At 60.0% G+C, this 22,384-nt stretch carries 24 protein-coding genes; 13 read left to right on the top strand and 11 right to left on the bottom strand.

Features of this window, described 5'->3' with window-relative positions:
- Positions 1-18 precede the first annotated feature (18 nt).
- The 6 genes from QN377_RS09820 (at position 19) to QN377_RS09795 (ending at position 5,483) form a co-directional block, all read left to right on the top strand.
- On the top strand, positions 19-1,419 hold the full coding sequence (locus QN377_RS09820; protein WP_095020960.1) for an ethanolamine ammonia-lyase subunit EutB: 1,401 nt from the start codon (positions 19-21) through the stop codon (positions 1,417-1,419).
- A 2-nt stretch (positions 1,420-1,421) separates the two neighbouring features.
- The gene (eutC, locus tag QN377_RS09815; RefSeq protein ID WP_095023464.1) at positions 1,422-2,219 is read left to right on the top strand and encodes an ethanolamine ammonia-lyase subunit EutC; all 798 of its coding nucleotides are present in this window, start codon (positions 1,422-1,424) and stop codon (positions 2,217-2,219) included.
- Positions 2,220-2,431: 212 nt separating this feature from the next.
- On the top strand, positions 2,432-3,085 hold the full coding sequence (locus QN377_RS09810) for a DedA family protein (RefSeq protein ID WP_094999455.1): 654 nt from the start codon (positions 2,432-2,434) through the stop codon (positions 3,083-3,085).
- Positions 3,086-3,100: 15 nt separating this feature from the next.
- Positions 3,101-3,913 carry a zinc-dependent peptidase gene (locus tag QN377_RS09805; protein WP_094999456.1) on the top strand — a complete coding sequence of 271 codons (813 nt, stop codon included), beginning with the start codon at positions 3,101-3,103 and terminating at the stop codon, positions 3,911-3,913.
- 101 nt (positions 3,914-4,014) lie between these two features.
- Positions 4,015-4,542, top strand: a complete 528-nt coding sequence (ppa, locus tag QN377_RS09800; protein WP_016779241.1) for an inorganic diphosphatase — start codon at positions 4,015-4,017, stop codon at positions 4,540-4,542.
- Between the two features lie 206 nt (positions 4,543-4,748).
- A complete protein-coding gene (locus tag QN377_RS09795; RefSeq protein WP_095019059.1) occupies positions 4,749-5,483 on the top strand; it encodes a LexA family transcriptional regulator in 735 nt (244 codons plus the stop codon).
- 216 nt (positions 5,484-5,699) lie between these two features.
- On the opposite strand, the gene QN377_RS09790 is transcribed toward QN377_RS09795, so the two are convergent.
- Positions 5,700-6,782 (bottom strand): PDDEXK nuclease domain-containing protein, encoded by a 1,083-nt coding sequence (locus QN377_RS09790; RefSeq protein WP_095019060.1) that lies wholly within the window; start codon positions 6,780-6,782, stop codon positions 5,700-5,702.
- Between the two features lie 490 nt (positions 6,783-7,272).
- On the opposite strand from QN377_RS09790, the gene QN377_RS09785 reads away from it, so the two are divergent.
- From QN377_RS09785 to QN377_RS09770, 4 genes are all read left to right on the top strand, one after another.
- On the top strand, positions 7,273-7,515 hold the full coding sequence (locus tag QN377_RS09785) for an exodeoxyribonuclease VII small subunit (protein WP_019824297.1): 243 nt from the start codon (positions 7,273-7,275) through the stop codon (positions 7,513-7,515).
- Positions 7,512-8,399: a (2E,6E)-farnesyl diphosphate synthase gene (gene ispA / locus QN377_RS09780; protein ID WP_153327130.1), complete on the top strand. Its 888-nt coding sequence runs from the start codon at positions 7,512-7,514 to the stop codon at positions 8,397-8,399. The genes QN377_RS09785 and ispA overlap by 4 nt, the downstream gene beginning before the upstream one ends.
- A gap of 132 nt (positions 8,400-8,531) precedes the next feature.
- Positions 8,532-10,430 (top strand): 1-deoxy-D-xylulose-5-phosphate synthase, encoded by a 1,899-nt coding sequence (dxs, locus tag QN377_RS09775; protein WP_094999460.1) that lies wholly within the window; start codon positions 8,532-8,534, stop codon positions 10,428-10,430.
- 187 nt (positions 10,431-10,617) lie between these two features.
- On the top strand, positions 10,618-12,501 hold the full coding sequence (locus QN377_RS09770; RefSeq protein WP_095019062.1) for a TonB-dependent receptor domain-containing protein: 1,884 nt from the start codon (positions 10,618-10,620) through the stop codon (positions 12,499-12,501).
- 98 nt (positions 12,502-12,599) lie between these two features.
- Here QN377_RS09770 and QN377_RS09765 read toward each other — a convergent pair whose 3' ends face one another.
- The 10 genes from QN377_RS09765 to nrdR form a co-directional block, all read right to left on the bottom strand.
- A complete protein-coding gene (locus tag QN377_RS09765; RefSeq protein WP_095019063.1) occupies positions 12,600-13,391 on the bottom strand; it encodes a cobalamin-binding protein in 792 nt (263 codons plus the stop codon).
- On the bottom strand, positions 13,391-13,810 hold the full coding sequence (locus QN377_RS09760) for an MFS transporter (RefSeq protein ID WP_094999463.1): 420 nt from the start codon (positions 13,808-13,810) through the stop codon (positions 13,391-13,393). Before QN377_RS09760 ends, QN377_RS09765 begins: the two co-directional genes overlap by 1 nt.
- Positions 13,807-14,424 (bottom strand): GTP cyclohydrolase II, encoded by a 618-nt coding sequence (gene ribA / locus QN377_RS09755; protein WP_165446501.1) that lies wholly within the window; start codon positions 14,422-14,424, stop codon positions 13,807-13,809. The genes QN377_RS09760 and ribA overlap by 4 nt, the downstream gene beginning before the upstream one ends.
- Before the next feature lie 223 nt (positions 14,425-14,647).
- Entirely contained in the window at positions 14,648-15,607 is a 960-nt protein-coding gene (gene thiL, locus QN377_RS09750; protein WP_095019064.1) for a thiamine-phosphate kinase, read from the bottom strand.
- 15 nt (positions 15,608-15,622) lie between these two features.
- A complete protein-coding gene (gene nusB, locus QN377_RS09745) occupies positions 15,623-16,123 on the bottom strand; it encodes a transcription antitermination factor NusB (protein WP_095019065.1) in 501 nt (166 codons plus the stop codon).
- Positions 16,120-16,596, bottom strand: a complete 477-nt coding sequence (gene ribE, locus QN377_RS09740) for a 6,7-dimethyl-8-ribityllumazine synthase (RefSeq protein ID WP_322213708.1) — start codon at positions 16,594-16,596, stop codon at positions 16,120-16,122. The genes nusB and ribE overlap by 4 nt, the downstream gene beginning before the upstream one ends.
- A 90-nt stretch (positions 16,597-16,686) precedes the next feature.
- Positions 16,687-17,778, bottom strand: coding sequence for a bifunctional 3,4-dihydroxy-2-butanone-4-phosphate synthase/GTP cyclohydrolase II (gene ribBA / locus QN377_RS09735; RefSeq protein WP_094999467.1), 1,092 nt, complete (start codon positions 17,776-17,778; stop codon positions 16,687-16,689).
- 16 nt (positions 17,779-17,794) lie between these two features.
- Positions 17,795-18,457 carry a riboflavin synthase gene (locus QN377_RS09730; RefSeq protein WP_086795767.1) on the bottom strand — a complete coding sequence of 221 codons (663 nt, stop codon included), beginning with the start codon at positions 18,455-18,457 and terminating at the stop codon, positions 17,795-17,797.
- A 46-nt stretch (positions 18,458-18,503) separates the two neighbouring features.
- Positions 18,504-19,637, bottom strand: a complete 1,134-nt coding sequence (ribD, locus tag QN377_RS09725; protein ID WP_322213709.1) for a bifunctional diaminohydroxyphosphoribosylaminopyrimidine deaminase/5-amino-6-(5-phosphoribosylamino)uracil reductase RibD — start codon at positions 19,635-19,637, stop codon at positions 18,504-18,506.
- A complete protein-coding gene (gene nrdR, locus QN377_RS09720; RefSeq protein WP_029611200.1) occupies positions 19,634-20,098 on the bottom strand; it encodes a transcriptional regulator NrdR in 465 nt (154 codons plus the stop codon). The genes ribD and nrdR overlap by 4 nt, the downstream gene beginning before the upstream one ends.
- 139 nt (positions 20,099-20,237) lie before the next feature.
- Between nrdR and QN377_RS09715 the strand changes: the two genes are divergently transcribed.
- From QN377_RS09715 to trxA, 3 genes are read left to right on the top strand one after another with little or no spacing between them, the layout of a single operon-like run.
- Positions 20,238-20,687: a hypothetical protein gene (locus tag QN377_RS09715; protein ID WP_322213710.1), complete on the top strand. Its 450-nt coding sequence runs from the start codon at positions 20,238-20,240 to the stop codon at positions 20,685-20,687.
- Positions 20,684-21,373: a class I SAM-dependent methyltransferase gene (locus QN377_RS09710; protein WP_094999469.1), complete on the top strand. Its 690-nt coding sequence runs from the start codon at positions 20,684-20,686 to the stop codon at positions 21,371-21,373. Before QN377_RS09715 ends, QN377_RS09710 begins: the two co-directional genes overlap by 4 nt.
- A 31-nt stretch (positions 21,374-21,404) precedes the next feature.
- A complete protein-coding gene (gene trxA / locus QN377_RS09705; protein WP_094999470.1) occupies positions 21,405-22,280 on the top strand; it encodes a thioredoxin in 876 nt (291 codons plus the stop codon).
- The last annotated feature ends 104 nt before the right edge of the window (positions 22,281-22,384 follow it).

The raw sequence follows: 22,384 nt of genomic DNA, 5'->3' as shown, positions 1-22,384 counted from the left end.
CGTCATGGAGCACCCTGTATGGCAACGTTCTCACATGCGGTTGGCACTCAGACCTACCGTTTCGATAGCCTTAAAGATGTAATGGCCAAGGCTGGCCCGGCCCGTTCCGGGGATTTTCTGGCCGGCGTGGCTGCGCAAAACGACGGCGAACGGGTGGCCGCGCAAATGGCGCTGGCTGACATCCCGCTCGCCTATTTTCTGCAAGAAGTTCTGATCCCCTACGAGACCGATGAGGTCACCCGGCTGATTATCGACAGCCATGATCTTCAAGCCTTCGCTCCGGTCAGCCACCTGACCGTCGGTGGCTTTCGCGACTGGCTGCTCAGCGACGCAGCCAGCGAGGACAGCCTGCGGGCCCTGGCGCCGGGCCTGACCCCGGAAATGGCCGCCGCCGTGTCGAAGATCATGCGCGTACAGGACCTGATTCTGGTCGCGCAAAAGATCCGTGTGGTTACCCGGTTTCGCGGCACCATGGGCCTGCGCGGCCGACTTTCGACACGCCTGCAACCCAACCACCCCACCGATGACCCGGCCGGCATTGCCGCCAGCATTCTCGACGGGCTGCTCTACGGCAACGGCGATGCCATGATCGGCATCAACCCGGCCACTGACAGCATTGCCTCGATCTGCGACCTGCTGAACATGCTCGACGCCATCATCCAGCGCTATGAAATCCCCACCCAGTCCTGCGTACTGACCCACGTCACCACCTCGATCGAAGCCATCAATCGCGGCGTGCCGCTGGATCTGGTATTTCAGTCCATTGCCGGCACCGAGGCCGCCAACGCCAGTTTTGGCATCAACCTGAATGTGCTGCAGGAAGGCTACGAGGCAGGTTTAAGCCTCAATCGCGGGACTCTGGGCAATAACCTGATGTATTTCGAAACAGGTCAGGGCAGCGCGCTGTCGGCCAACGCCCATTTCGGCGTGGATCAACAAACCTGTGAAACCCGCGCCTACGCCGTGGCACGGCATTTCAAGCCGTTTCTGGTCAATACCGTGGTCGGTTTTATCGGCCCCGAGTACCTGTACAACGGCAAGCAGATCATCCGCGCCGGCCTTGAGGACCACTTCTGCGGCAAGCTGCTGGGTGTGCCCATGGGCTGTGATATCTGCTACACCAACCATGCCGAAGCGGACCAGGACGACATGGACACCCTGCTGACATTGCTGGGGGTGGCCGGGATCAACTTCATCATGGGCATTCCGGGGTCGGACGACATCATGCTCAACTATCAGACCACGTCGTTCCATGACGCCCTGTATGCCCGCAAAACCCTGGGGTTAAAACCCGCCCCGGAGTTTGAACAGTGGCTCAGCAAGGTGGGCATTTTTACTCAGAACGATGGCCGCATCGAGTTCGGCCATCAGCTGCCACCTGCATTTCGCCAGGCGCTGGCTCATTTGGGAGGACGCTAGGCATGGCCGACAACCTTAACCCGTGGCTGGAACTGCGCCGCCTGACCCCCGCACGTATTGCCCTGGGACGCACCGGCACCAGCATGCCGACCCAGGCCCAGCTCGACTTTCAATTCGCCCATGCCCAGGCCCGGGATGCGGTGCATTTGCCGTTTGATCACCCCGGCCTGAGTGCACAGTTAACCGAGCGCGGGCGCGAGAGTCTGCTGTTGCACAGTGCCGCGGCTGACCGCCATAGCTACCTGCAACGCCCGGATCTGGGACGCAAGCTCAACGACGACTCTGCGCAGCAATTGCGCGACTACGCAGCGGCCAACCCCGGCGGCATCGATGTCGCCGTGGTGGTAGCGGATGGTTTGTCGGCACTGGCCGTGCATCGCCACACCTTGCCCTTCCTGGCACGCATGGAAGAGCACACGACGACTGAAGGCTGGTCGCTGTCGCCGGTGATTCTGGTAGAGCAAGGGCGAGTTGCCGTGGCCGACGAAATTGGCGAACTGCTGGGCGCACGCATGGTGGTGATGTTGATCGGCGAACGCCCCGGGCTCAGCTCCCCCGACAGCCTGGGGCTGTACTTCACCTACGCGCCGAAAATCGGCCTGACCGATGCGTATCGCAACTGTATTTCCAATGTACGGCTTGAAGGCCTGAGCTACGGCATGGCCGCTCATCGGCTGGCGTACCTGATGCGCGAAGCCTGCCGGCGGCAATTATCGGGAGTGAATCTGAAGGATGAAGCCCAGGTGCAGACCCTGGATGTCGAGGCGCCCAGCGAAAACTTTCTGCTCAAGGGCGATTAACTCTGCGTAGTAGCTGCCGAAGGAACGAGGCTGCTGCTACGGCTTTTGACTACCAATACACGCTTCGCTACAAACTCACACTGCAGAATTCGTCTCAATCCGTATAATCCGGTTCTTCAAAAAAGTACGAAAAAACTACAATTGTTGTAGTTAACTACGCATCCCTACCCGCACAGACCTGCAGAGCCGGGTCATCAACACAGGTGCTTCACATGGATTTCAACCCGATCGACATTATCCTGCACCTCGATGTGTACCTCGACATGCTGGTAAACAATTACGGGCCATGGATCTACGCCATCCTGTTTCTGGTGATTTTTTGCGAAACCGGTCTGGTGGTCATGCCGTTTTTGCCGGGTGATTCGCTGCTCTTTATCGCGGGCGCCGTAGCTGCCGGCGGCGGCATGGACCCGGTACTGCTCGCAGGCTTGCTGATGCTGGCTGCGATCATGGGCGACAGCACCAACTACGTTATCGGACGAACGGCAGGCGAGCGCTTGTTCAGCAACCCGAATTCGAAAATCTTCCGTCGCGACTACCTGGAAAAAACCCACGACTTCTATGAGCGTCATGGCGGTAAAACCGTAACCATGGCCCGTTTCCTGCCGATTTTCCGCACCTTCGCTCCGTTTGTTGCCGGTGTGGCGCGCATGTTCTACCCGCGCTTCTTTATGTTCAGCGTATTCGGTACCATCCTGTGGGTTGGCGGCCTGGTCACTCTGGGTTATTTCTTCGGCAATGTGCCATTTATCAAGAAGAACCTGTCGCTGCTGGTGGTGGGCATCATTCTGCTGTCGCTGGTACCGATGATTATTGGCGTGATCCGCAGCCGTCTGGGCCGTACTCCAGCCAAAGCCAAAGCCTGATCGGGAGACACCACCATGTGGTCTCTAAGTGAATGGCGGCGCCAGCGAATCCTTGCGCAGCACCCGGTAACGCCTGACGTATGGCACAACGTGCGCCAGCATCTGAGCATTCTCGACGGGCTGAATGACGAGCAGGACAAATGGCTGCGCGACAGCAGCGTATTGTTTCTGCAAGCCAAGCACCTCACCCCCATGCCCGGGGTTGAGCTGACCGAAGAGGGCCGGCTGTTGCTGGCCGCTCAGGCGCAATTGCCGCTGCTCAACCTGGGTGACCTGGACTGGTACCAGGGCTTTCACGAAATCGTGCTCTACCCCGACGACTTCGTCAGCCCCCAGCGCCATCGCGATTCCAGCGGTGTAGAGCATGAATGGGAAGGCCATCACAGCGGTGAAGCCTGGCAGCATGGGCCGGTCGTTCTGGCATGGCCGGGCGTTCTGGCCAGCGGTGGCTGGGAAGGCTACAACCTGGTCATCCACGAACTGGCGCACAAGCTGGACATGCTCAATGGTGCCGCGAATGGCATGCCGCCCTTGCACAGCAGCATGCATGTCAGTGACTGGACCCAAGCCATGCAACAGGCCTACGACCATCTCAATCACTACCTCGACCACCACAACCCCGACCACGCGCCTATCGACCCCTATGCCGCCGAAAACCCGGCGGAGTTCTTTGCGGTCACCAGCGAGTACTTTTTCAGCGCACCCGACCTGTTGAACCATGCCTACCCGCTGGTCTATCAACAACTGAGCCTGTTTTATCGTCAGGACACGCTGGCACGCCTCAAGCAGCTGCAAAGCGAACACCCCGAATACCGCGCGCAGCACTGATCGCCCAAGGGTGACGTCCTTATAGGAATACGCCTATAATCGCCGCCACTTTTTGGCCAAATCGGCCAAACAAACTGGCCTACTAACGGGGGCACCGCCCAATGAGCTACAGCAAGATTCCGGCTGGCAAAGACCTGCCGAATGACATCTACGTCGCTATCGAGATTCCGGCTAACCACGCGCCGATCAAATATGAAATCGACAAAGACAGCGATTGCCTGTTCGTTGACCGCTTCATGGCCACCCCGATGTTCTACCCGGCCAACTACGGTTTTATCCCTAACACCCTGGCTGACGACGGTGATCCGCTGGACGTGCTGGTGGTTACCCCTTACCCGGTAGCTCCAGGCTCGGTTATCCGTGCTCGCCCGGTTGGCATCCTGCACATGACTGACGACGGCGGCGGCGATGCCAAAGTGGTTGCAGTGCCTCACGACAAACTGTCCCAGCTGTACGTTGACGTGAAAGAGTACACCGACCTGCCACCCCTGCTGATCCAGCAGATCCAGCACTTCTTCGAGAACTACAAAGATCTCGAAAAAGGCAAATGGGTGAAGATCGAAGGTTGGGGCGATGCTGAAGCTGCCCGCGCCGAAATCACCAAATCGGTTGCGGCCTACAAAGGCTAAGCAAGCGGTTAAAAAAACCTCGGCTCGCCGGGGTTTTTTTATGCCTGCATAAACGCAATAAAACAGCCTGTTTACGGCGCGCAAAATGCCCAGTCAATGCCAGTAGGAAATATCGCTGCAAGTCTAGGAATTTTCTGGTTTTACCGTTTTTTTTTGAACGCTTAGTTTATTTAAACAGGCTTGGCTTGCCCGTAGACTCTGTGTTCATGAATACATCCGGTGATCGCCTGAAAGCCCTCCTGCGGGAGTGCCATTTAACCGCTTCGGACTTCGCAGCCAATCGCCGCGTTACGCCGCAGCACGTCAACAACTGGTTCAAACGGGGCATTCCGATGGCTCGCCTGGACGAAATCGCCGAACTGCTGTGCGTCAACAGCCGCTGGCTACGTACCGGCGAGGGCGTCAAGCATCCGGGCCTTGTCAGCAGCAACGATGAAAAATCGCCTGCCCAGACCGGACAGCCCAAACCGGCTAATGCCTGCGATATTGACGCGCCCTTCTACAACGAAACCTTGCACCCCGACGGATCAGGCAAAACCCATGTGGTGAAAATTCCTGATTGCACCGTGCGGCTCAGTTGCTCGACCCTGCAGGCCCTGGATGTCAGCCCCGACCAGGCCATTTGCGCACCCATGATTGGCAACAGCATGGCGCACAGGATCCAGGATGGTTCCACAGTCGCCATCGACCGCAGCCTGACCCAAATCGTCGACGGTGAAATCTACGCGCTCGAGCAGGATGGCATGCTGCGCATCAAATACCTCTACCGCCTGCCCAACAACGGCCTGCGCATCCGCAGCCACAACTGCCTGGAGTATCCGGACGAAGTCTTTGACGCAACAGAAGTCCATGCGCAGCAGATACGGATACTGGGCTGGGTATTCTGGTGGTCCACGCTTAGCCAGCGACGCCCGCCAGTGCCTTACAAACTGGACGAATAACCTTAGGTCTGGGAAAAGTACTCAAACCCCAGTATGATTCGTCGCACTTGTGCACTCCCCCTCGCGGCACGCGAGCCGGAATGCAGGGCCAGGCAGCAAAAAGCCGCTACGCCCCACACCCAGCCACAACGCGCTGGATGTCCCGATTGAAGGCGAGTACGGCTTACCAAAAATAAGCCAAACCCGCCCCCGAGAAGCCGGCCACAAGCCGGCTTTTTAATGCCTGAAATAATCCTCGTTCACTCGACACTCCTCGATAGCGACGCCATCACCCGCCAGTTCGCGTTCGATCTGTTCGATGCTGGGCAAACTGGTCTGCAACTCTGCTGGCAGTGACTCTACCAACTGGTACTCGGCCACGCCGATGGGCCGGGTGTTATCGCGCAAGGCGTACTCGGCCACCACCTTGTTCTTGCTGGAGCACAGCAACAGGCCGATGGTGGGGCTGTCCTGGGGATCCTTGACCTGCCCATCCACGGCGGCCAGATAAAAACCCAACTGCCCAAGGTGCTCCGGTTTGAATTTACCGGCCTTGAGTTCAACCACTACATAGCAGCGCAGCTTGAGGTGGTAGAACAGCAGATCGATGAAAAACTCGTCACCTCCCACATTCAAAAGCACTTGTTTGCCGACGAAGGCAAAACCTGCGCCCAGCTCCAGCAAAAAGTCGGTGACATGCCTGACCAAAGCAGTTTCTATCTCTCGTTCATGCGCATCAGCGCCAAGGCCAAGAAAGTCGAAACGGTAAGGATCTTTCAACGATTCACGGGCCAAATCGGACTGGGGTTTGGGCAAGAAGTTTTCAAAATTGCTCACGGCCTTGCCACTGCGCTCCAGTAAACGACCCTCGATCTGCATGACCAGCGTATTTCGCGACCAGTTGTGTTCGATGGCCTTGGCCGCATACCAGCGGCGGGTTTCTGGGCCGGGGAGTTTGTCCAGCAGCACCAGATTGTGCCCCCAAGGCAATTGTGCAACAGCCTGCTGCACAATTGCCGTATCAGGCCATGCCTGGGCAAAGGCACGCATATATTTGAGGTTGCGTGGCGAGAAACCTTTCATGTGCGGGAAGGCTGCGCGCAGATCCAGCGCCAGACGCTCAATCACTTTCGTGCCCCAACCTTGCTGTGTCTGGCGGGTCAAAATGTCGTGACCGATTTGCCAGTACAGCAGTACCAGCTCGCGGTTCACCGCCAACGTGGCGCGCTGCTGGGCGCCATGAATGCGGCCTTTAAGATCGCTCAACCAGTCACTGTAGCCCTCGGGCTGCGCACTCAAACCAACAGGAGTTTCACTCATGGCTTTTTCTCTCGTGACCACGCCAGCGTGCTCGAAACATCTGCAGTGCACAGATCCAATCGCTGGCAGGGCACACAACATAAGCCTTTAAATTCGGTCTTTTCGTACGACACTTCGCTTTCATTCTCGTGAAACTTCCGAGAAAAATCCCGTTCGCTTGCGCCTGCCAATTTCGGGAAATAGTCTCGGGCCATCGCTGCAAAATCAGCGGTCGGGTTTAGTCGCCCGATCTGTAATCCGGCGCAAGGCAACACCTCCGCAAGGTGCTTTTTACGGCCTGCGTTTTATGGTGGCCGTGCGCAGGGCGCCCTTGTGGCGCGCCGGGTTCCGGATGCACCGGTCGACTAACCTGCGTACGGCTGCCACCCACTCGTTTAGTAGCGACAAGTGAAAACCCCCTCACCTGGATACATGGGCGCCCTGTCGATTTGCCCCAAAACCCGCCGTCTGCTAGTGTCAGCCGGTTTTAACGCCTACCGAGAATGCCGCCATGGCCCGCAAAAAAGCTTCCCCGGATTTCGAACAGTCACTCGCTGACCTGCAAACACTGGTCGAGCGTCTGGAAAATGGCGAGCTGTCGCTGGAAGATTCCCTGACCGCCTTCGAACAAGGCATCCGCCTGACCCGTGATTGCCAGGGCGCACTGGCCCAGGCCGAGCAGAAAGTACAGATCCTGCTTGAGCGTGACGGTGAGCTGGCACAAGAGCCTTTTGATGCGGAACAGTCCGAATGATTGATGCTTACCAGATCAGCAGCCAGGCCCGTGTCAATGCGGCGCTTGAAAGCCTGTTTGTCGCTCCGGCTCCCGAGCTGGCCCGTCTTTATGAGGCCATGCGCTACAGCGTCATGAATGGCGGCAAACGGGTTCGCCCGCTGCTGGCCTATGCCGCCTGCGAAGCCCTCGGCAGTACACCTGAGCAAGCCAATGGCGCGGCCTGTGCCGTGGAATTGATCCACGCCTATTCGCTGGTGCACGACGACTTGCCCGCAATGGACGATGACGATCTGCGTCGCGGCCAGCCAACCACCCACAAAGCGTTCGACGAAGCCTGCGCCATTCTGGCGGGCGACGGCCTGCAAAGCCTGGCGTTCAGCGCTTTGCTCGACCCGCGCCTGAGCAACCTGGACGCCGACACCCGTTTGCGCATGGTCACGGCCCTGGCTTTTGCTGCAGGCCCGGCGGGCATGGTCGGCGGGCAAGCGATCGACCTCGGTTCGGTGGGGCTCAAGCTTGACCAGGCCGCGCTGGAATACATGCACCGGCACAAGACCGGCGCCCTGATCGAAGCCAGCGTGCAACTGGGCGCCCTGGCCAGCGGTCATGCAAACGAAGACAACCTGCACGCACTGAGCGTTTATGCACGGGCCATTGGCCTGGCGTTTCAGGTTCAGGACGACATTCTGGATGTTGAAAGCGATACCGCAACTCTGGGCAAACGCCAGGGGGCCGACATAGCACGGGACAAACCGACCTACCCCGCCCTGATGGGGCTGGAGCAGGCCAAAGGCTATGCGCTTGAGCTGCGCGACCAGGCGCTCAACGCCCTGCGACATTTTGATGCAGCCGCCGAACCGCTGCGTGAACTGGCACGTTATATCGTTGAGCGACGCCACTAAAGGGCGCTGCTCAGTAACGTTTTCTGACAGCTCTAATGCCAAGGTCTTACGAACGAATGCCAGACTGCGTGGGCAGCTTACGTTCCATAAGGTAAACTGCCGCCTCTTCTTATACCTATAACGATTCGCCTGATGCCAACGACGTTTCAAGAGATTCCCCGCAACCGTCCGACTACGCCCCTGCTTGACCGGGCAGGCACGCCTGCGGGCCTGCGCCGCCTGGCAGAAGCCGAGCTGGAAACCCTGGCCGATGAGTTGCGCCTGGAATTGCTCTATACCGTCGGCCAGACGGGCGGGCATTTCGGTGCCGGCCTGGGTGTCATTGAGCTGACCATCGCGTTGCACTACGTGTTCGACACCCCGGACGACCGGCTGGTGTGGGACGTGGGCCATCAGGCGTATCCGCATAAAATCCTCACGGGCCGTCGCGAGCAGATGGCAACGTTGCGTCAGAAAGACGGCATTGCCGCTTTCCCGCGTCGTGCCGAGAGCGAGTACGACACCTTTGGTGTCGGCCACTCCAGCACCTCGATCAGCGCAGCGCTGGGCATGGCCATTGCCGCCCGCCTGCAAAAAAGCGAGCGCAAGGCGATTGCCGTGATCGGTGACGGCGCATTGACTGCGGGCATGGCGTTTGAGGCGTTGAACCACGCCCCCGAAGTCGACGCCAACATGCTGGTGATCCTCAACGACAACGACATGTCGATCTCGCGCAATGTTGGTGGTTTGTCCAACTACCTGGCCAAGATCCTGTCGAGCCGCACCTATGCAAGCATGCGCGAAGGCAGCAAAAAGGTGCTCTCGCGTCTGCCTGGCGCGTGGGAAATTGCGCGACGCACAGAAGAATACGCCAAGGGCATGCTGGTACCCGGCACCCTGTTCGAAGAGTTGGGCTGGAACTATATCGGCCCGATCGATGGCCACGACCTGCCGACCCTGATCGCGACGCTGCGCAATATGCGCGACCTCAAAGGGCCGCAGTTTCTGCATATCGTCACCAAAAAAGGCAAGGGCTTCGCTCCGGCCGAAGCGGACCCGATCGGCTATCACGCCATCACCAAGCTCGAACCGCTCAATGCTCCGAAAGCTGCACCGAAGGCACCCAGCGGGCCCAAGTACTCCGCCGTGTTTGGCGAGTGGCTGTGCGACATGGCCGCTGCCGATGAGCGCCTGGTGGGCATCACCCCGGCCATGAAAGAAGGCTCGGATCTGATTGCGTTCAGCGAGCGGTATCCAAAGCGCTATTTCGACGTGGCGATTGCAGAGCAACATGCCGTGACCTTTGCTGCCGGCATGGCCTGCGAAGGCTCCAAGCCGGTAGTGGCAATTTACTCGACGTTCCTGCAGCGCGGTTACGACCAGCTGGTGCATGACGTCGCGGTGCAGAATCTTGACGTGCTGTTCGCCATCGACCGTGCCGGCCTGGTGGGCGAAGACGGCCCGACCCACGCAGGCAGCTTCGATCTGTCGTTCCTGCGCTGCATCCCGGGCATGCTTATCATGACCCCGAGCGATGAGAACGAACTGCGCAAAATGCTCACCACCGGCCACCTGTACAACGGCCCGGCGGCAGTGCGTTACCCTCGCGGCACAGGCCCGAACGCAGTGATCGAAAAAAACCTCGAGCCGCTGGAAATCGGCAAGGGCGTGATTCGTCGCCAGGGTTCGAAAGTCGCCATGCTGGTATTCGGCGTGCAACTGGCAGAAGCCCTGCAAGTGGCAGAAAAAATCGACGCCACCGTGGTCGACATGCGCTTCGTCAAGCCGATGGATGAAGAGCTGGTTCGCGAAATGGCTGCCAGCCATGAGCTGCTGGTGACCATCGAAGAGAACGCTGTCATGGGCGGCGCAGGCGCCGGCGTCAGCGAGTTCCTGGCCCGTGAAAACGTGCTCAAGTCTGTGCTGCACCTGGGCTTGCCGGATATTTACGTCGAACATGCCAAACCGAGCCAGATGCTGGCCGAATGCGGCCTGGATGCGGCAGGTATCGAAGCCTCGGTACGTCAGCGCATGGAACTCCTGGGGCTCTGAGCCACTTGGTCTGCGCGATTTCGTAGCAGCTGCCGCAGGCTGCGTTCGATTGCGAAGCGATCGTAAATCCGCCCCCCTCGGTGATACTGATACACCGCGAGGCATGGTTTACGGTGGCTACGCCACCGAACGCAGCCTCGTTCCTACGGCAGCTGCTACGGTCCGCCCAACACCCTGTTGAGACACCATGAAACGCCTTCGTCTTGCCCTGATCCTCGGTTTTATCCCCGCCTGCCCTTTGCTTGCAGAGCCGCTGGAGCGCGAAGATGCGCTCAAACTCCCGCAGATCCTGATCACCGGCAATCGCCAGGTCGAGGCTCGCTCGGACAGCACAAGCGCCAACAGCGTGTTCACCCGTGACGATATCGACCGCCTGCAACCCACCAGCCTGACCGACTTGCTCGGCCGGGTACCCGGTGTACAAGTGGCCCGCAGCGGTGGACGCGGCGGTTTGCCGGGGATTTACATTCGCGGCACCAAGTCGGCGCAAAGCCTGGTGCTGGTCGACGGCCAGCGCATGGCCAATGCCACTTCGGCCGACAGCAATCTGCAGTACCTCAATATCGATCAGATCGAGCGGGTTGAAGTGCTGCGCGGCTCGCGCTCGGTGATCTACGGCAGCGATGCGATTGGCGGTGTGATCCAGATTTTCACCCGACGCGGTGCCGATCAAGCCCCGCAGCTTCGCCTGCATAGTGCAGTGGGCAGTTATGGCAGCTCGCAAAACAGCCTGGGCATCTCCGGTGGCGACGGGCAAACGCGCTACAACCTCAGTGGCAGCCTGGAACAAACCGCCGGGATCAACCGCACCCACGAATCCTTCCCCAGCGACAGCGACCACGACGCCTATCGCAACAAGTCACTGAGCCTGAACCTGAGCCACTACCTGAACCAAGAGCTTGAAATTGGCCTGACGGCCATGAAAAACGTCGGCAAGACCGAACTCGACAATTCGTTCGGGCGCTGGGACCCGCAGACCCAGACTGTCAGTGGCCAACAGCTCTACAGCGATTTTGATATCAGCAGCGTCGGCAGTTTTATCGACGCGCAACTGAACGAACGCTGGAACTCGCGCCTGGAGCTGGGCCACAGCGAAAACCGTGAAAAAACCCGGGACAAACTCAGCGCCGAGATCTACAGCTTCAACACCTATCGCGACTCGCTGAACTGGCAGAACAACCTGACGCTGGACGATCAAAACAGCCTGATCCTCGGCGCCGACGCCTATCAAGACCGGGTACGCAGCAGCACCGTTTTCGAGGAAGACAGCCGCTGGAACCGCGCCGCGTTTGTTCAGCACCGCTTCCACGGCGAGTACTTCTCGACCGAGCTGGGCCTGCGTCACGACCAGAACCAGCAATTTGGCAGCCACAACACCTGGAGCGCCAGCCTGACGGTGCCGCTGAACGCCGACAACGACGTTATGCTGACTTACAGTGAAGGGTTTCGCGCACCGACGTTCAATGACTTGTACTACCCGCAGTTCGGCAATCCCGATCTCAAGCCGGAATACTCAAAAAGCTACGAGCTGCAATGGCGCAGTCAGCTAAGTGAGACCAGTCGCCTGGAAACCTCGCTGTATCGCACCGATATTCGCGACGCGATTGTGGCCGATGCCGACTTTATTCAGCAGAACATCGGCGCAGCACGGATCACCGGTTTCGAAAGCGCGTTGCAGCAAGAATGGTTCGGCTGGCAGAGCAGCCTGGGTATCGCGATTATTGACCCGCGCGATCGTGATACCGGCCATACCCTGAGCCGACGCGCACGCCGTACCTTGAGCCTGGATCTGGATCGGCAATTTGACAAGGTAGGTGTCGGCGCCAGCTGGCAAGCGGTGAGCAGCAGCTTCAATGATGAAGACAACAAGCAGCCCGTTGGCGGTTATGGCTTGCTGGGATTACGCGGCAACTGGCAGGCCAGCTCAGAAGTGCGGCTCGACCTGAAGGTCGATAACCTGCTGGACAAAAGCTTCACCCGCGCGCTGTACAGCTATGACGGCAACTACTATGGCTACCGCGAAGAACGGCGCTCGCTGCAGCTGGCAATTACCTGGACGCCGACGTTCTAAACCTGTGGGCGCGGGATGGCTCGCGATAGCATCACCGCGACTTACCTGACACTGCGCATCACCTGCATCGCGAGCAAGCCCGCTCCCACAGATAATTTTTATCTCTGTAATTGCTCACACAATCTGGCCGTCGCTTCCAGCATCTGCCCGCTCGGACGCTCCAGGCCCTTGTCGGCCAATAGCAGCAAACGCCCATGCTTGACCGCATCGATCTGCGGCCAGGCTTTCCAGGCATCCAGCTGCGCCTGGGTGCCGGCGATAATCACCTCAGGATTACGCTGTAACACAGACTCTATACCAACCTGCGGCGCCGGCAGTTTGAGGTCGTCAAACATATTGCTTGCCCCGCACACTGCCAGCGCATCACTGATGATTTGCCCGCCGCCGATGGTGTACAGCGGCTGATCCCACACCTGATAAAACACCCGCACAGGCACGTCAGTCCGGTACTGTTCACGCAGTTGTGCCAGACGTTGGCGCAGTTGCGTTGCCTGCTCCCTTCCACGCTGCGGGCGACCCAGGGCGATGGCCAGGGTTTCAACCTGATCGGCCAGTTGATCGAGGCTTGCCGGTTCGGCGGTGAAGGTGGGGATATTCAGGTTACGCAATTGCTCGCGCTGGGCAACACCCACACTGCCTGGCCAAAGCAAAAGCAGGTCGGGTTGCAGGCTGAGCAGACGCTCCATGTCCAGTTGCCCGTAGCGGCCCACAGAAGGCACGCCGGCAAGCTCAGGTAACGGCTCCCCTGCTTCCAGACGCCCTACCAGCAAATCGGCGGCGCCGAGTTCGACAACCATTTCAGAAAGGGACGGTGACAGGCTCACCACGCGGCTGACAGCCTGGGCAGAAAAGCTGACAGTCAGCAACAGAGCTGCCAGCCAGACGCGCATCAGCCTACCTGGCGGGGGACGCGATAGAGGTAAAACAGCACCAGCGTTGACAGTACCAGCAGCAATAGCGGTACGCCTTCAAGCCCGACAAACACCGCCAGCGTGGCAATCCAGGTGGGCAGCCCCGCCGCCAGCAGGGACCGCTGACGTGCACGCGCCAACTCATCCCAAGCTGCAGGTTCCTGTGGGGTGTCGAGGGCTTTCTGCAGATTGATCAGGCCATGTTTGTAAGGCCCGAACGTGCGCAGGGTGACGAACATCGAAGCCACGCCCGCAATAAATAACGGCATTGCCAACTCAGGCAGCAACGGCTCGGCGCTGCCGAAAAACCAGCAGACCAGCACCAGAGGCAGCAGGGTCAGCAGCAGCTGTTGCCACCAACTGAAACTCAGGCGCCGACGACGCTGGCCACGGGTCATGCCGGGTCAGCCTCGCTCTGATGCTGGTTACCCATCATGTGCCCTAGCTTGTTGGCTTTGGTCGCCAGGTACAGCTTGTTGTGCGGGTTGTGCCCGGTGTGCAGCGGCACACGCTCGGCCACGGTGATGCCCATGTCAGTCAGGGCTTTGACCTTGCGCGGATTGTTGGTCATCAGGCGCAGCGAATGCACGCCTACGTGCTCCAGCATCGGCAGGCAAATGGCGTAATCGCGCTGGTCGGCGGCAAAGCCGAGGCGCTCGTTGGCTTCAACGGTATCGGCGCCGCCATCTTGCAACTCGTAGGCACGGATTTTGTTGAGCAAGCCGATGCCACGGCCTTCCTGACGCAGGTACAGCAATACGCCACGACCTTCGCGGGCAATGGCCTGCAAGGCGGCTTCAAGCTGCGAGCCGCAGTCGCAGCGCTGGCTGAACAGGGCGTCACCGGTCAGGCATTCGGAATGCACACGCCCCAGAACCGGCGCACCGTCTGTAACGTCGCCCAAACTGAGCACAACGTGTTCACGACCCGTGGCCTTCTCAAGGAAGCCATGCATAGTGAACTCGGCAAAGGGGGTGGGTAATTTGCAAGCGGCAACGAAAACGACAGGCACCGTGTGCTCCTGATCAGTTTGAGTACTGGAAATTCGCAGAGGCGACATTGTAACAGGAGGTTCCTACAGACGCTTAGGCTGAATTACCGAGGATAAATATCTAAAAGTTTGATGACTTACGCTACACAGGCCCCGTGGGAGCGGGCTTGCTCGCGAAACAGGCGATGCGGTGTATCAGGCTGAACGTGGCGCTGCCATCGCGAGCAAGCCCGCTCCCACAGGGTCACGCACGAAAATGCTGATAGCCGTGGACTGCCGGAGTAATGTCCAGGCCTTCGTCATCCAGCAGCGTGACGCCCTGCCCTTCAACCACGCGACCAATCACATGGATAGGCCAGCCATCGGCCAGCAGGGTCGGCACCTCAACCTCAGGCAAGGTAAACGCCAGTACATAGTCATCCCCGCCGCTCAACGCTGCCTGTTGCGCTCCCGCCTCGCCCAGGAACTCTTCCAGCGCCAGCGAGACCGGCACCCGGTCGAGTTCAATCGCCAGCCCCACCTTCGACGCCGCCGCGATATGCCCGCAATCGGCCAGCAGGCCATCGGAAATATCCAGCGCCGAGGTGGCTTTACCACGCAGGGCCTGGCCCAGCGCCAACTGCGGTTGTGGCGACCAGTAATGGGCCAGCAACGGTTCGCCGATCATCGATGCCGCGGTGCGCTGCCCCAGCACCAACGGCAACGCCCCGGCCGCATTGCCCAGCTCGCCACCCACACACAGCAGGTCACCGGGGCGCGCGCCGCTGCGGGTCAGGGCATGGCCCGTGGGCACTCGCCCGAAAACTGTAAGGGTCAGACACAATGGCCCGCGCGTGGTGTCGCCACCGATAAGGCGCAGGCCACAGGTCTGGGCCATCAGGTTCAAACCACGGGCATAGGTTTGCAGCCACTCGGCGTCAAACGTCGGCAGGGTCAGGGCAAGGGTAAATGCGACAGGAGTTGCGCCCATGGCCGCCAAATCACTGGCCGCCACTGCCAGCGAACGCTGACCGAGCAGGAAAGGGTCGCAGGGATCTGCGAAGTGCACCCCGGCTACCAGGGTGTCGGTGGAAATCGCCAGCTGTTCCCCGAAGGGAACATCCAGCAGGGCGCAGTCGTCGCCAATACCCAGGGCAACACCCTCGCCGCCCTGCGCACAGGGCGCGGCAGCGAAGAAGTTGCGGATCAGCTCAAACTCGCCCATGGCCGACAGCGCGGTTTAGCGCTTGTAAGCCTTTACTTCAGCTTCACGCAGGCGTGGCGCCAATTTGTCGAGCACACCGTTGACGAACTTGTGGCCGTCGGTGGAGCCGAACACTTTCGCCAGCTCGATGCCTTCGTTGATCACAACGCGGTAAGGCACGTCAACACGCTTGATCAGCTCCCAGGTGGACAGGCGCAGAACAGACAGCTCAACCGGATCGAGTTCTTCGATGGTGATGTCCAGGCACGGAACCAGGGCAGCATCGATCTCGCCTTTGTGCGCAGGCACGCCGTGCAGGATTTCACGGAAGTAGGCAGCATCAACGTCGGAGAAGTCGTTATCGACGCGGAATTGCGCTTCGATTTCGTTCAGCGACTGCTTGGCCATGTGCCATTGGTACAGGGCCTGAGTTGCGAGTTGACGCGCTTCACGGCGCTTGGCGCTCTTGGAAGGCTTGCCAGCGTCCGCAGGTTTCGGGTCGCGCGGGTTGAAACGATCGCTTTCGTCGGAAATCACTTGGCCTCCAACTGTGCCAACAGGCTAACCATTTCAAGGGCGGACAAGGCAGCTTCTGCGCCTTTGTTGCCAGCTTTGGTGCCCGAGCGCTCGATGGCTTGTTCAATCGAGTCAACGGTCAGCACGCCGAAGGCAACCGGTACGCCGAACTGCATGGACACTTGGGACAAGCCCTTGGTGCACTCGCCAGCAACGTATTCGAAATGCGGAGTACCGCCACGAATCACGGCGCCCAGGGCGATGATGGCGGCGAATTCGTTGCGCTGGGCAACTTTTTGCGCGACCAGCGGGATTTCAAACGCGCCAGGTGCGCGGATGATGGTGATGTCGCTTTCGTTCACACCGTGGCGAACCAGGGCATCAACGGCACCACTCACCAGGCTTTCGACGACGAAGCTGTTGAAACGGCCAACTACGAGTGCGTAGCGACCTTTGGGGGCGATGAAGGTACCTTCGATGGTCTTCAGGGGCATTCGGTATGTCTCGTATTAAAGAGCCAGAGCGCATTTGCATGCGCTCTTTAGGATATTGGGCCACGAATTCGGACTGGACACGACCGGTCTTTATTCGGAGGGCACGTATTCTACAACTTCCAGATCGAAACCGGATATGGCATTGAACTTCATTGGTGAACTCATCAGGCGCATTTTGCGTACACCGAGGTCACGCAGGATCTGCGAACCGGCACCGACGATGCTGTAGGTGGTCGGTTTTTTCACCGGCGCGTGGTCTGCCGTTTCGCGGATATTGGCCAGCAATACATCGCCATCCAGGGGGTGACCGAGCAACAGCACCACACCGCTGCCGGCCTCAGCCACCGCGCTCATGGCGGCGCGCAGGCTCCAGCGGCCGGGCTGCTTGACCATCAGCAGGTCGCGCAGCGGGTCCATGTTATGCACGCGCACCAGAGTCGGTTCTTCGGCGCAGATCTTGCCCAGGGTCAGTGCCATATGCACATCGCCTTCGACTGAATCACGATAGGTCACCAAATTGAATTGGCCCAGCTCGCTGTCCAGTGGCTGCTCGGCAATCCGCTGAACGGTACGTTCGTGAATCATGCGGTAGTGGATCAGGTCGGCAATGGTGCCGATCTTGATGCCGTGCTCGGCCGCGAAAGCTTCCAGTTCAGGGCGACGGGCCATGGTGCCATCGTCGTTCATCACTTCGCAGATCACTCCGCTTGGCTCGAACCCGGCCATGCGCGCCAGGTCGCACGCCGCTTCGGTGTGCCCTGCACGGGCCAGGGTGCCACCGGCTTGTGCCATCAGCGGGAAGATGTGGCCGGGGCTGACGATGTCTTCAGCCTTGGCGTCTTTTGCAGCAGCGGCTTGTACCGTGCGGGCACGATCAGCCGCCGAAATGCCGGTGGTCACACCGGTAGCGGCTTCAATCGAGACCGTGAACTTGGTGCCAAAACCGGAACCGTTGCGCGGTGCCATCAACGGCAGCTTGAGCAGTTCGCAACGCTCGCGGCTCATCGGCATGCAGATCAGGCCACGGGCAAAGCGCGCCATAAAGTTGATGTGCTCGGCCTGACAACACTCGGCGGCCATGATCAGGTCGCCTTCGTTCTCGCGGTCTTCGTCATCCATAAGGATGACCATCTTGCCTTGGCGGATATCTTCAACCAGTTCTTCGATGCTGTTGAGCGCCACGCGGCACCCCCTTACGTCAGGATTTGAGAAAGCCGTTGGCGGCCAGAAAACTTTCGCTGATGCCACCCGAGGTCGGCTCGGCAGCTTTGTCACCCAGCAGCAAACGCTCAAGGTAGCGCGCCAGCAAATCGACCTCGAGGTTGACCCGGCGACCCGGACGGTAGTCCCCCATGATGGTTTCGCTCAGGGTGTGCGGAATGATGGTCAGCGAGAACTCGGCGCCATTGACCGCGTTCACCGTCAGGCTGGTGCCGTCGACCGTGATCGAGCCTTTATGGGCAATGTACTTGGCCAGTTCTTTGGGTGCACGGATGCGGAACTCGATGGCACGGGCGTTCTCCTCACGGGAGATCACCTCGCCCACGCCATCAACGTGGCCGCTGACCAGATGACCGCCCAGGCGCGTGGTCGGGGTCAGGGCCTTTTCCAGGTTGACCCGGCTGCCGCTTTTCAAGTCGTTGAACGCGGTGCAATCGAGGGTCTCGCGGCTGACGTCAGCGGCAAAGCCGTTGCCCGACAGCTCAACGGCGGTCAGGCACACGCCATTGATGGCGATACTGTCGCCGAGTTTGACGTCGCTCAGGTCGAGCTTGCCGGTGTCGATGGAAACTCGCACATCACCGCCCTTGGGGGTCAATGCACGGATGCTGCCGATGGATTCAATGATGCCGGTAAACATGGCGTTCCCCTTGAGAACAAAGCCTGCGTAACACGAAGGCTGAGAATTATACGCTCGCTGACGGCACAGGTATGGCAGTGACTCGCCAGTCATCGCCTACCGCGCGCATGTCGGTAATTTTGAGCAATGGCGCTTCGCTCATATGGGTCAGCGGCAGCTCCAGTAATGGCCGCGCCGTAGAGCCCAAAAACTTGGCCGCGACAAATATCTGGTATTCATCCACCAACCCCTGCTCGGCAAAGGCCCCCGCCAGACGCGGCCCGGCCTCCACCAGCACTTCGTTGACACCGCGGGCGGCCAGCGCCTGCAACAACTTGCGCAGGTCGACCTGGCCATTGGCGCCGTGGATCACCAGGCACTCGGGCCCGGTACGGTATTGCTCGGCAGGCGACACGCAGGTGGCAACCAGCGCTGGCCCGGCCTTGAAGAACGGTGCATCCAGCGGCACCCGCAAACGCCCGTCGATCAACACCCGCAACGGCGGACGACTGAGCGCCAGCGCGGTCAGCTCGGGGCTCAGGCCCAGTTCAGGGCCGCGCACGGTCAGGCGGGCGCCATCGGCCAGCACGGTATCCGCACCCGTCAGCACCACACTGGCCTGGGCCCGCAAGCGCTGCACCGCCGAGCGCGCTTCTGGCCCGGTGATCCACTGGCTTTCGCCGTTGGCCATCGCGGTGCGGCCATCAAGGCTCATGGCCATTTTGACCCGTACAAACGGCAGGCCGTGTTCCATGCGCTTGAGAAAACCAGGGTTCAACGCCCGGGCATCGGCTTCCAGCACACCACTGCGCACTTCAATACCGGCATCGGCCAAACGCTTGAGGCCACGCCCGGCAACTTCCGGGTTGGGGTCCTGCATGGCTGCAACCACACGCGCCACACCTGCGCTAATCAGCCCTTCGGCGCACGGTGGGGTGTGCCCATGATGGCTGCACGGCTCAAGGGTGACATAGGCCGTGGCGCCCCGCGCCAGCTCGCCCGCAGCGCGCAAGGCGTGGACTTCGGCATGGGGCTCGCCGGTGCGCACATGCCAGCCTTCGCCGACGATCTGCCCGTCACGTACGATGACGCAACCGACACGGGGGTTGGGGTGGGTGGTGTACAGCCCGTTGCGCGCCAGCTCGATGGCCCGCGCCATGTAATGGGTGTCTAAAATCGATTGTTCTGTGGACTGGATCATTCTTTGGAAGGCTCACGGGCAAGACGGTCGATCTCTTCGCGGAACTCGTTCAAGTCCTGGAAACGTCGATAGACCGAGGCAAAGCGGATATAGGCCACTTCGTCGAGCTTTTGCAACTCGCCCATGACCAGTTCACCAACAACCAGCGATTTGACTTCGCGTTCGCCAGTGGCGCGCAGCTTGTGCTTGATCCGGGCCAGCGCGGCTTCAAGACGCTCGACACTCACCGGGCGCTTTTCCAGCGCACGCTGCATGCCGGCGCGCAGCTTTTCTTCATCGAACGGCTGGCGGCTGCCGTCCTGCTTGATAAGGCGGGGTAATACCAACTCAGCTGTTTCAAAGGTGGTGAAACGTTCACCACAGGCCAGGCATTCACGCCGGCGGCGCACCTGGTCGCCCTCGGCAACCAGACGCGAGTCGATGACTTTAGTGTCGTTGGCACCGCAGAAGGGACAGTGCATGGTGGCAGCCAACAAAAATGGGGAGCGCCATGTTAGCGCATCCCACTGGCAAGACAAGCCATAGGCTTTACGGTATACAGACGGGCTACTATCTTTTACACAATCTGATACACCGACTGACCTGCCGCTGGAGCCGTGTATGCCGCTACGAACGCTTGTTTTGCTGTGCCTTGCCAGTTTGCTGGTGGCTTGTAGCAGTGAGCCCCCAAAATCGGCACAGCCCCAAGTGCTGACGCAGCCAAAAACCGATGCCCCGGCCGACCTGGGCCCGCTGCCGTCTCATCAGCGCGAGTTGAGCGGAGTGCTGACCGGTGTGCCGGCAGGCGCCGAGGTCGAGTTGGCCATGCTGATCGTTGACGATCGTGGCCGCCCCCAAGGCTTGATGGCCAGCAGCAAGATCCTCGGCAACAGCCAGGCGCTGCCCTTCAAGCTGCGCTTCAACCCGCAAGCCTTCCCGACCGGCATGCGGGTCGAGCTGCGCGGCCGCGCCAGCCAGTCCGGGCAATTGATCCTGCATCTGCCTTCGCGGATCATCAACCAGCCCACCACGCAGGCGCTGGGTACCCTGGCCTTCGTCAAAGCACCATGAATATACCGTTTGGCCTGCAGCAGTCGTTGAGCGAGTTGCTGGGTGATGCGCGGCTGGTGGCGACCGACTTGCCCGGCACCGCGCTCAAACTCTGGTTGATCGATGCCCACAATATGGATCGCGCCTTCACCCCCGACGAAACCCGGCGCATTCTCTACGAACCTCCCTACTGGGCCTTTTGCTGGGCCAGCGGGCTGGCGCTCGCACGCTTTCTGGCCGAGCAACCGCAGTGGGTCAAGGGCAAGCGCGTTCTGGATTTTGGTGCCGGTTCGGGCGTTGCAGCGATTGCAGCAGCCAGGGCCGGGGCGCTGGAAGTGGTGGCCTGTGACCTTGACCCGCTGGCACTGGCGGCCTGCAGGGCCAATGCCCAGCTCAACGATGTCGCGCTGGGCTACTCCAGCGATTTTTTTGCCGAGGCAGACCGGTTCGATCTGATCCTGGTGGCTGACGTGCTCTACGACCGCGAAAACCTGCCGCTGCTGGATCAGTTCCCTAGCCGCGGCCAGCAGACCCTGGTAGCCGATTCCCGCGTACGCGACTTCAAGCACCCGCTTTATCGGCAACTGGCCATGCTCAAGGCCCTGACCCTGCCCGACCTGGCCGAGCCCCACGAATTTCGCAACGTCAGCCTGTATCACGCACAACGCGAGCCTGTGCCTTTCAGCCACTGCGCCCAGCCTTTATAGTTGCTCTTATTTACCTGCTTCGAGACACGAAATGAATCAGCCTACGCCTTCTTACAGCTTCGACGTGACCTCCACTGACTTCGACAGGCTGGTGGTCCAGGCCTCATTCGACCAACCCGTACTGGTAGATTTCTGGGCCGAGTGGTGCGCTCCCTGCAAGGTGATGCTGCCGATCCTGGAGCAAATTGCCGAGGACTATCAGGGCGAACTGCTGCTGGCCAAGGTCAACTGTGATGTCGAGCAGGATATTGTTGGCCGCATTGGCATTCAGACCTTGCCCACCGTGGTGCTGTTCAAGGACGGCAAAGTGGTCGACGGTTTCCAGGAAGCCCAGCCGGAATCAGCGATCCGTGCCATGCTCGCGCCCCATGTGGTGATGCCTGAAGCTGCGGTTGAAGACCCGCTGGTTCAAGCCCAGGCGCTGTTTGCCGAAAGCCGTTTTGCCGATGCTGAAGCCTTGCTCAAAAGCATCCTGACTGAAGACAACAGCAACGCCAAAGCGCTGATCCTGTATGGCCGCTGCCTGGCTGAACGTGGCGAACTGACTGAAGCACAAGCGGTGCTGGATGCGGTCAAGAGCGACGAGCACAAGGCCGAACTGGCCGGGGCCAAGGCGCAACTGACGTTCTTGCGCCAGGCAGCGGACTTGCCGGATGTGGCCGACCTGAAGACCCGCGTGGCACAAAACCCGCAGGACGACGAAGCGGCGTATCAACTGGCAATCCAGCAACTGGCACGCCAGCAATATGAAGGCGCACTGGACGGGCTACTGAAACTGTTCACCCGCAACCGCAGCTACAACGAAGGCATCACCCACAAGACCCTGCTGCAGGTGTTCGACCTGCTGGGCAATGATCACCCGCTGGTCACCACCTACCGCCGCAAGCTGTTTGCTGCGCTGTACTAAACCCCGATACATATCTGTAGATAATCTGTTGCAGGTCAAGCCCTATTGTGGGAGCGAGCCTGCTCGCGAACGACCTTCGCGAGCCTGTCTCTTATACACATCTC

The organism is Pseudomonas sp. CCC4.1 (assembly GCF_035019225.1).
Taxonomy (GTDB): domain Bacteria; phylum Pseudomonadota; class Gammaproteobacteria; order Pseudomonadales; family Pseudomonadaceae; genus Aquipseudomonas; species Aquipseudomonas bubulae.
Note: the sequence above shows the minus strand (reverse complement) of the source record. Positions and strands in the feature narration are given on the sequence as shown.

Excerpts from the sequence above, each read along its gene's own strand:
- QN377_RS09820 (WP_095020960.1), top strand. The coding sequence starts at position 19 with ATGGCAACGTTCTCACATGCGGTTGGCACTCAGACCTACCGTTTCGAT.
- eutC (WP_095023464.1), top strand. The coding sequence starts at position 1,422 with ATGGCCGACAACCTTAACCCGTGGCTGGAACTGCGCCGCCTGACCCCC.
- QN377_RS09810 (WP_094999455.1), top strand. The coding sequence starts at position 2,432 with ATGGATTTCAACCCGATCGACATTATCCTGCACCTCGATGTGTACCTC.
- QN377_RS09805 (WP_094999456.1), top strand. The coding sequence starts at position 3,101 with ATGTGGTCTCTAAGTGAATGGCGGCGCCAGCGAATCCTTGCGCAGCAC.
- ppa (WP_016779241.1), top strand. The coding sequence starts at position 4,015 with ATGAGCTACAGCAAGATTCCGGCTGGCAAAGACCTGCCGAATGACATC.
- QN377_RS09795 (WP_095019059.1), top strand. The coding sequence starts at position 4,749 with ATGAATACATCCGGTGATCGCCTGAAAGCCCTCCTGCGGGAGTGCCAT.
- QN377_RS09790 (WP_095019060.1), bottom strand. The coding sequence starts at position 6,782 with ATGAGTGAAACTCCTGTTGGTTTGAGTGCGCAGCCCGAGGGCTACAGT.
- QN377_RS09785 (WP_019824297.1), top strand. The coding sequence starts at position 7,273 with ATGGCCCGCAAAAAAGCTTCCCCGGATTTCGAACAGTCACTCGCTGAC.
- ispA (WP_153327130.1), top strand. The coding sequence starts at position 7,512 with ATGATTGATGCTTACCAGATCAGCAGCCAGGCCCGTGTCAATGCGGCG.
- dxs (WP_094999460.1), top strand. The coding sequence starts at position 8,532 with ATGCCAACGACGTTTCAAGAGATTCCCCGCAACCGTCCGACTACGCCC.
- QN377_RS09770 (WP_095019062.1), top strand. The coding sequence starts at position 10,618 with ATGAAACGCCTTCGTCTTGCCCTGATCCTCGGTTTTATCCCCGCCTGC.
- QN377_RS09765 (WP_095019063.1), bottom strand. The coding sequence starts at position 13,391 with ATGCGCGTCTGGCTGGCAGCTCTGTTGCTGACTGTCAGCTTTTCTGCC.
- QN377_RS09760 (WP_094999463.1), bottom strand. The coding sequence starts at position 13,810 with ATGACCCGTGGCCAGCGTCGTCGGCGCCTGAGTTTCAGTTGGTGGCAA.
- thiL (WP_095019064.1), bottom strand. The coding sequence starts at position 15,607 with ATGGGCGAGTTTGAGCTGATCCGCAACTTCTTCGCTGCCGCGCCCTGT.
- ribE (WP_322213708.1), bottom strand. The coding sequence starts at position 16,596 with ATGCCCCTGAAGACCATCGAAGGTACCTTCATCGCCCCCAAAGGTCGC.
- QN377_RS09730 (WP_086795767.1), bottom strand. The coding sequence starts at position 18,457 with ATGTTTACCGGCATCATTGAATCCATCGGCAGCATCCGTGCATTGACC.
- ribD (WP_322213709.1), bottom strand. The coding sequence starts at position 19,637 with ATGATCCAGTCCACAGAACAATCGATTTTAGACACCCATTACATGGCG.
- nrdR (WP_029611200.1), bottom strand. The coding sequence starts at position 20,098 with ATGCACTGTCCCTTCTGCGGTGCCAACGACACTAAAGTCATCGACTCG.
- QN377_RS09715 (WP_322213710.1), top strand. The coding sequence starts at position 20,238 with ATGCCGCTACGAACGCTTGTTTTGCTGTGCCTTGCCAGTTTGCTGGTG.
- QN377_RS09710 (WP_094999469.1), top strand. The coding sequence starts at position 20,684 with ATGAATATACCGTTTGGCCTGCAGCAGTCGTTGAGCGAGTTGCTGGGT.
- trxA (WP_094999470.1), top strand. The coding sequence starts at position 21,405 with ATGAATCAGCCTACGCCTTCTTACAGCTTCGACGTGACCTCCACTGAC.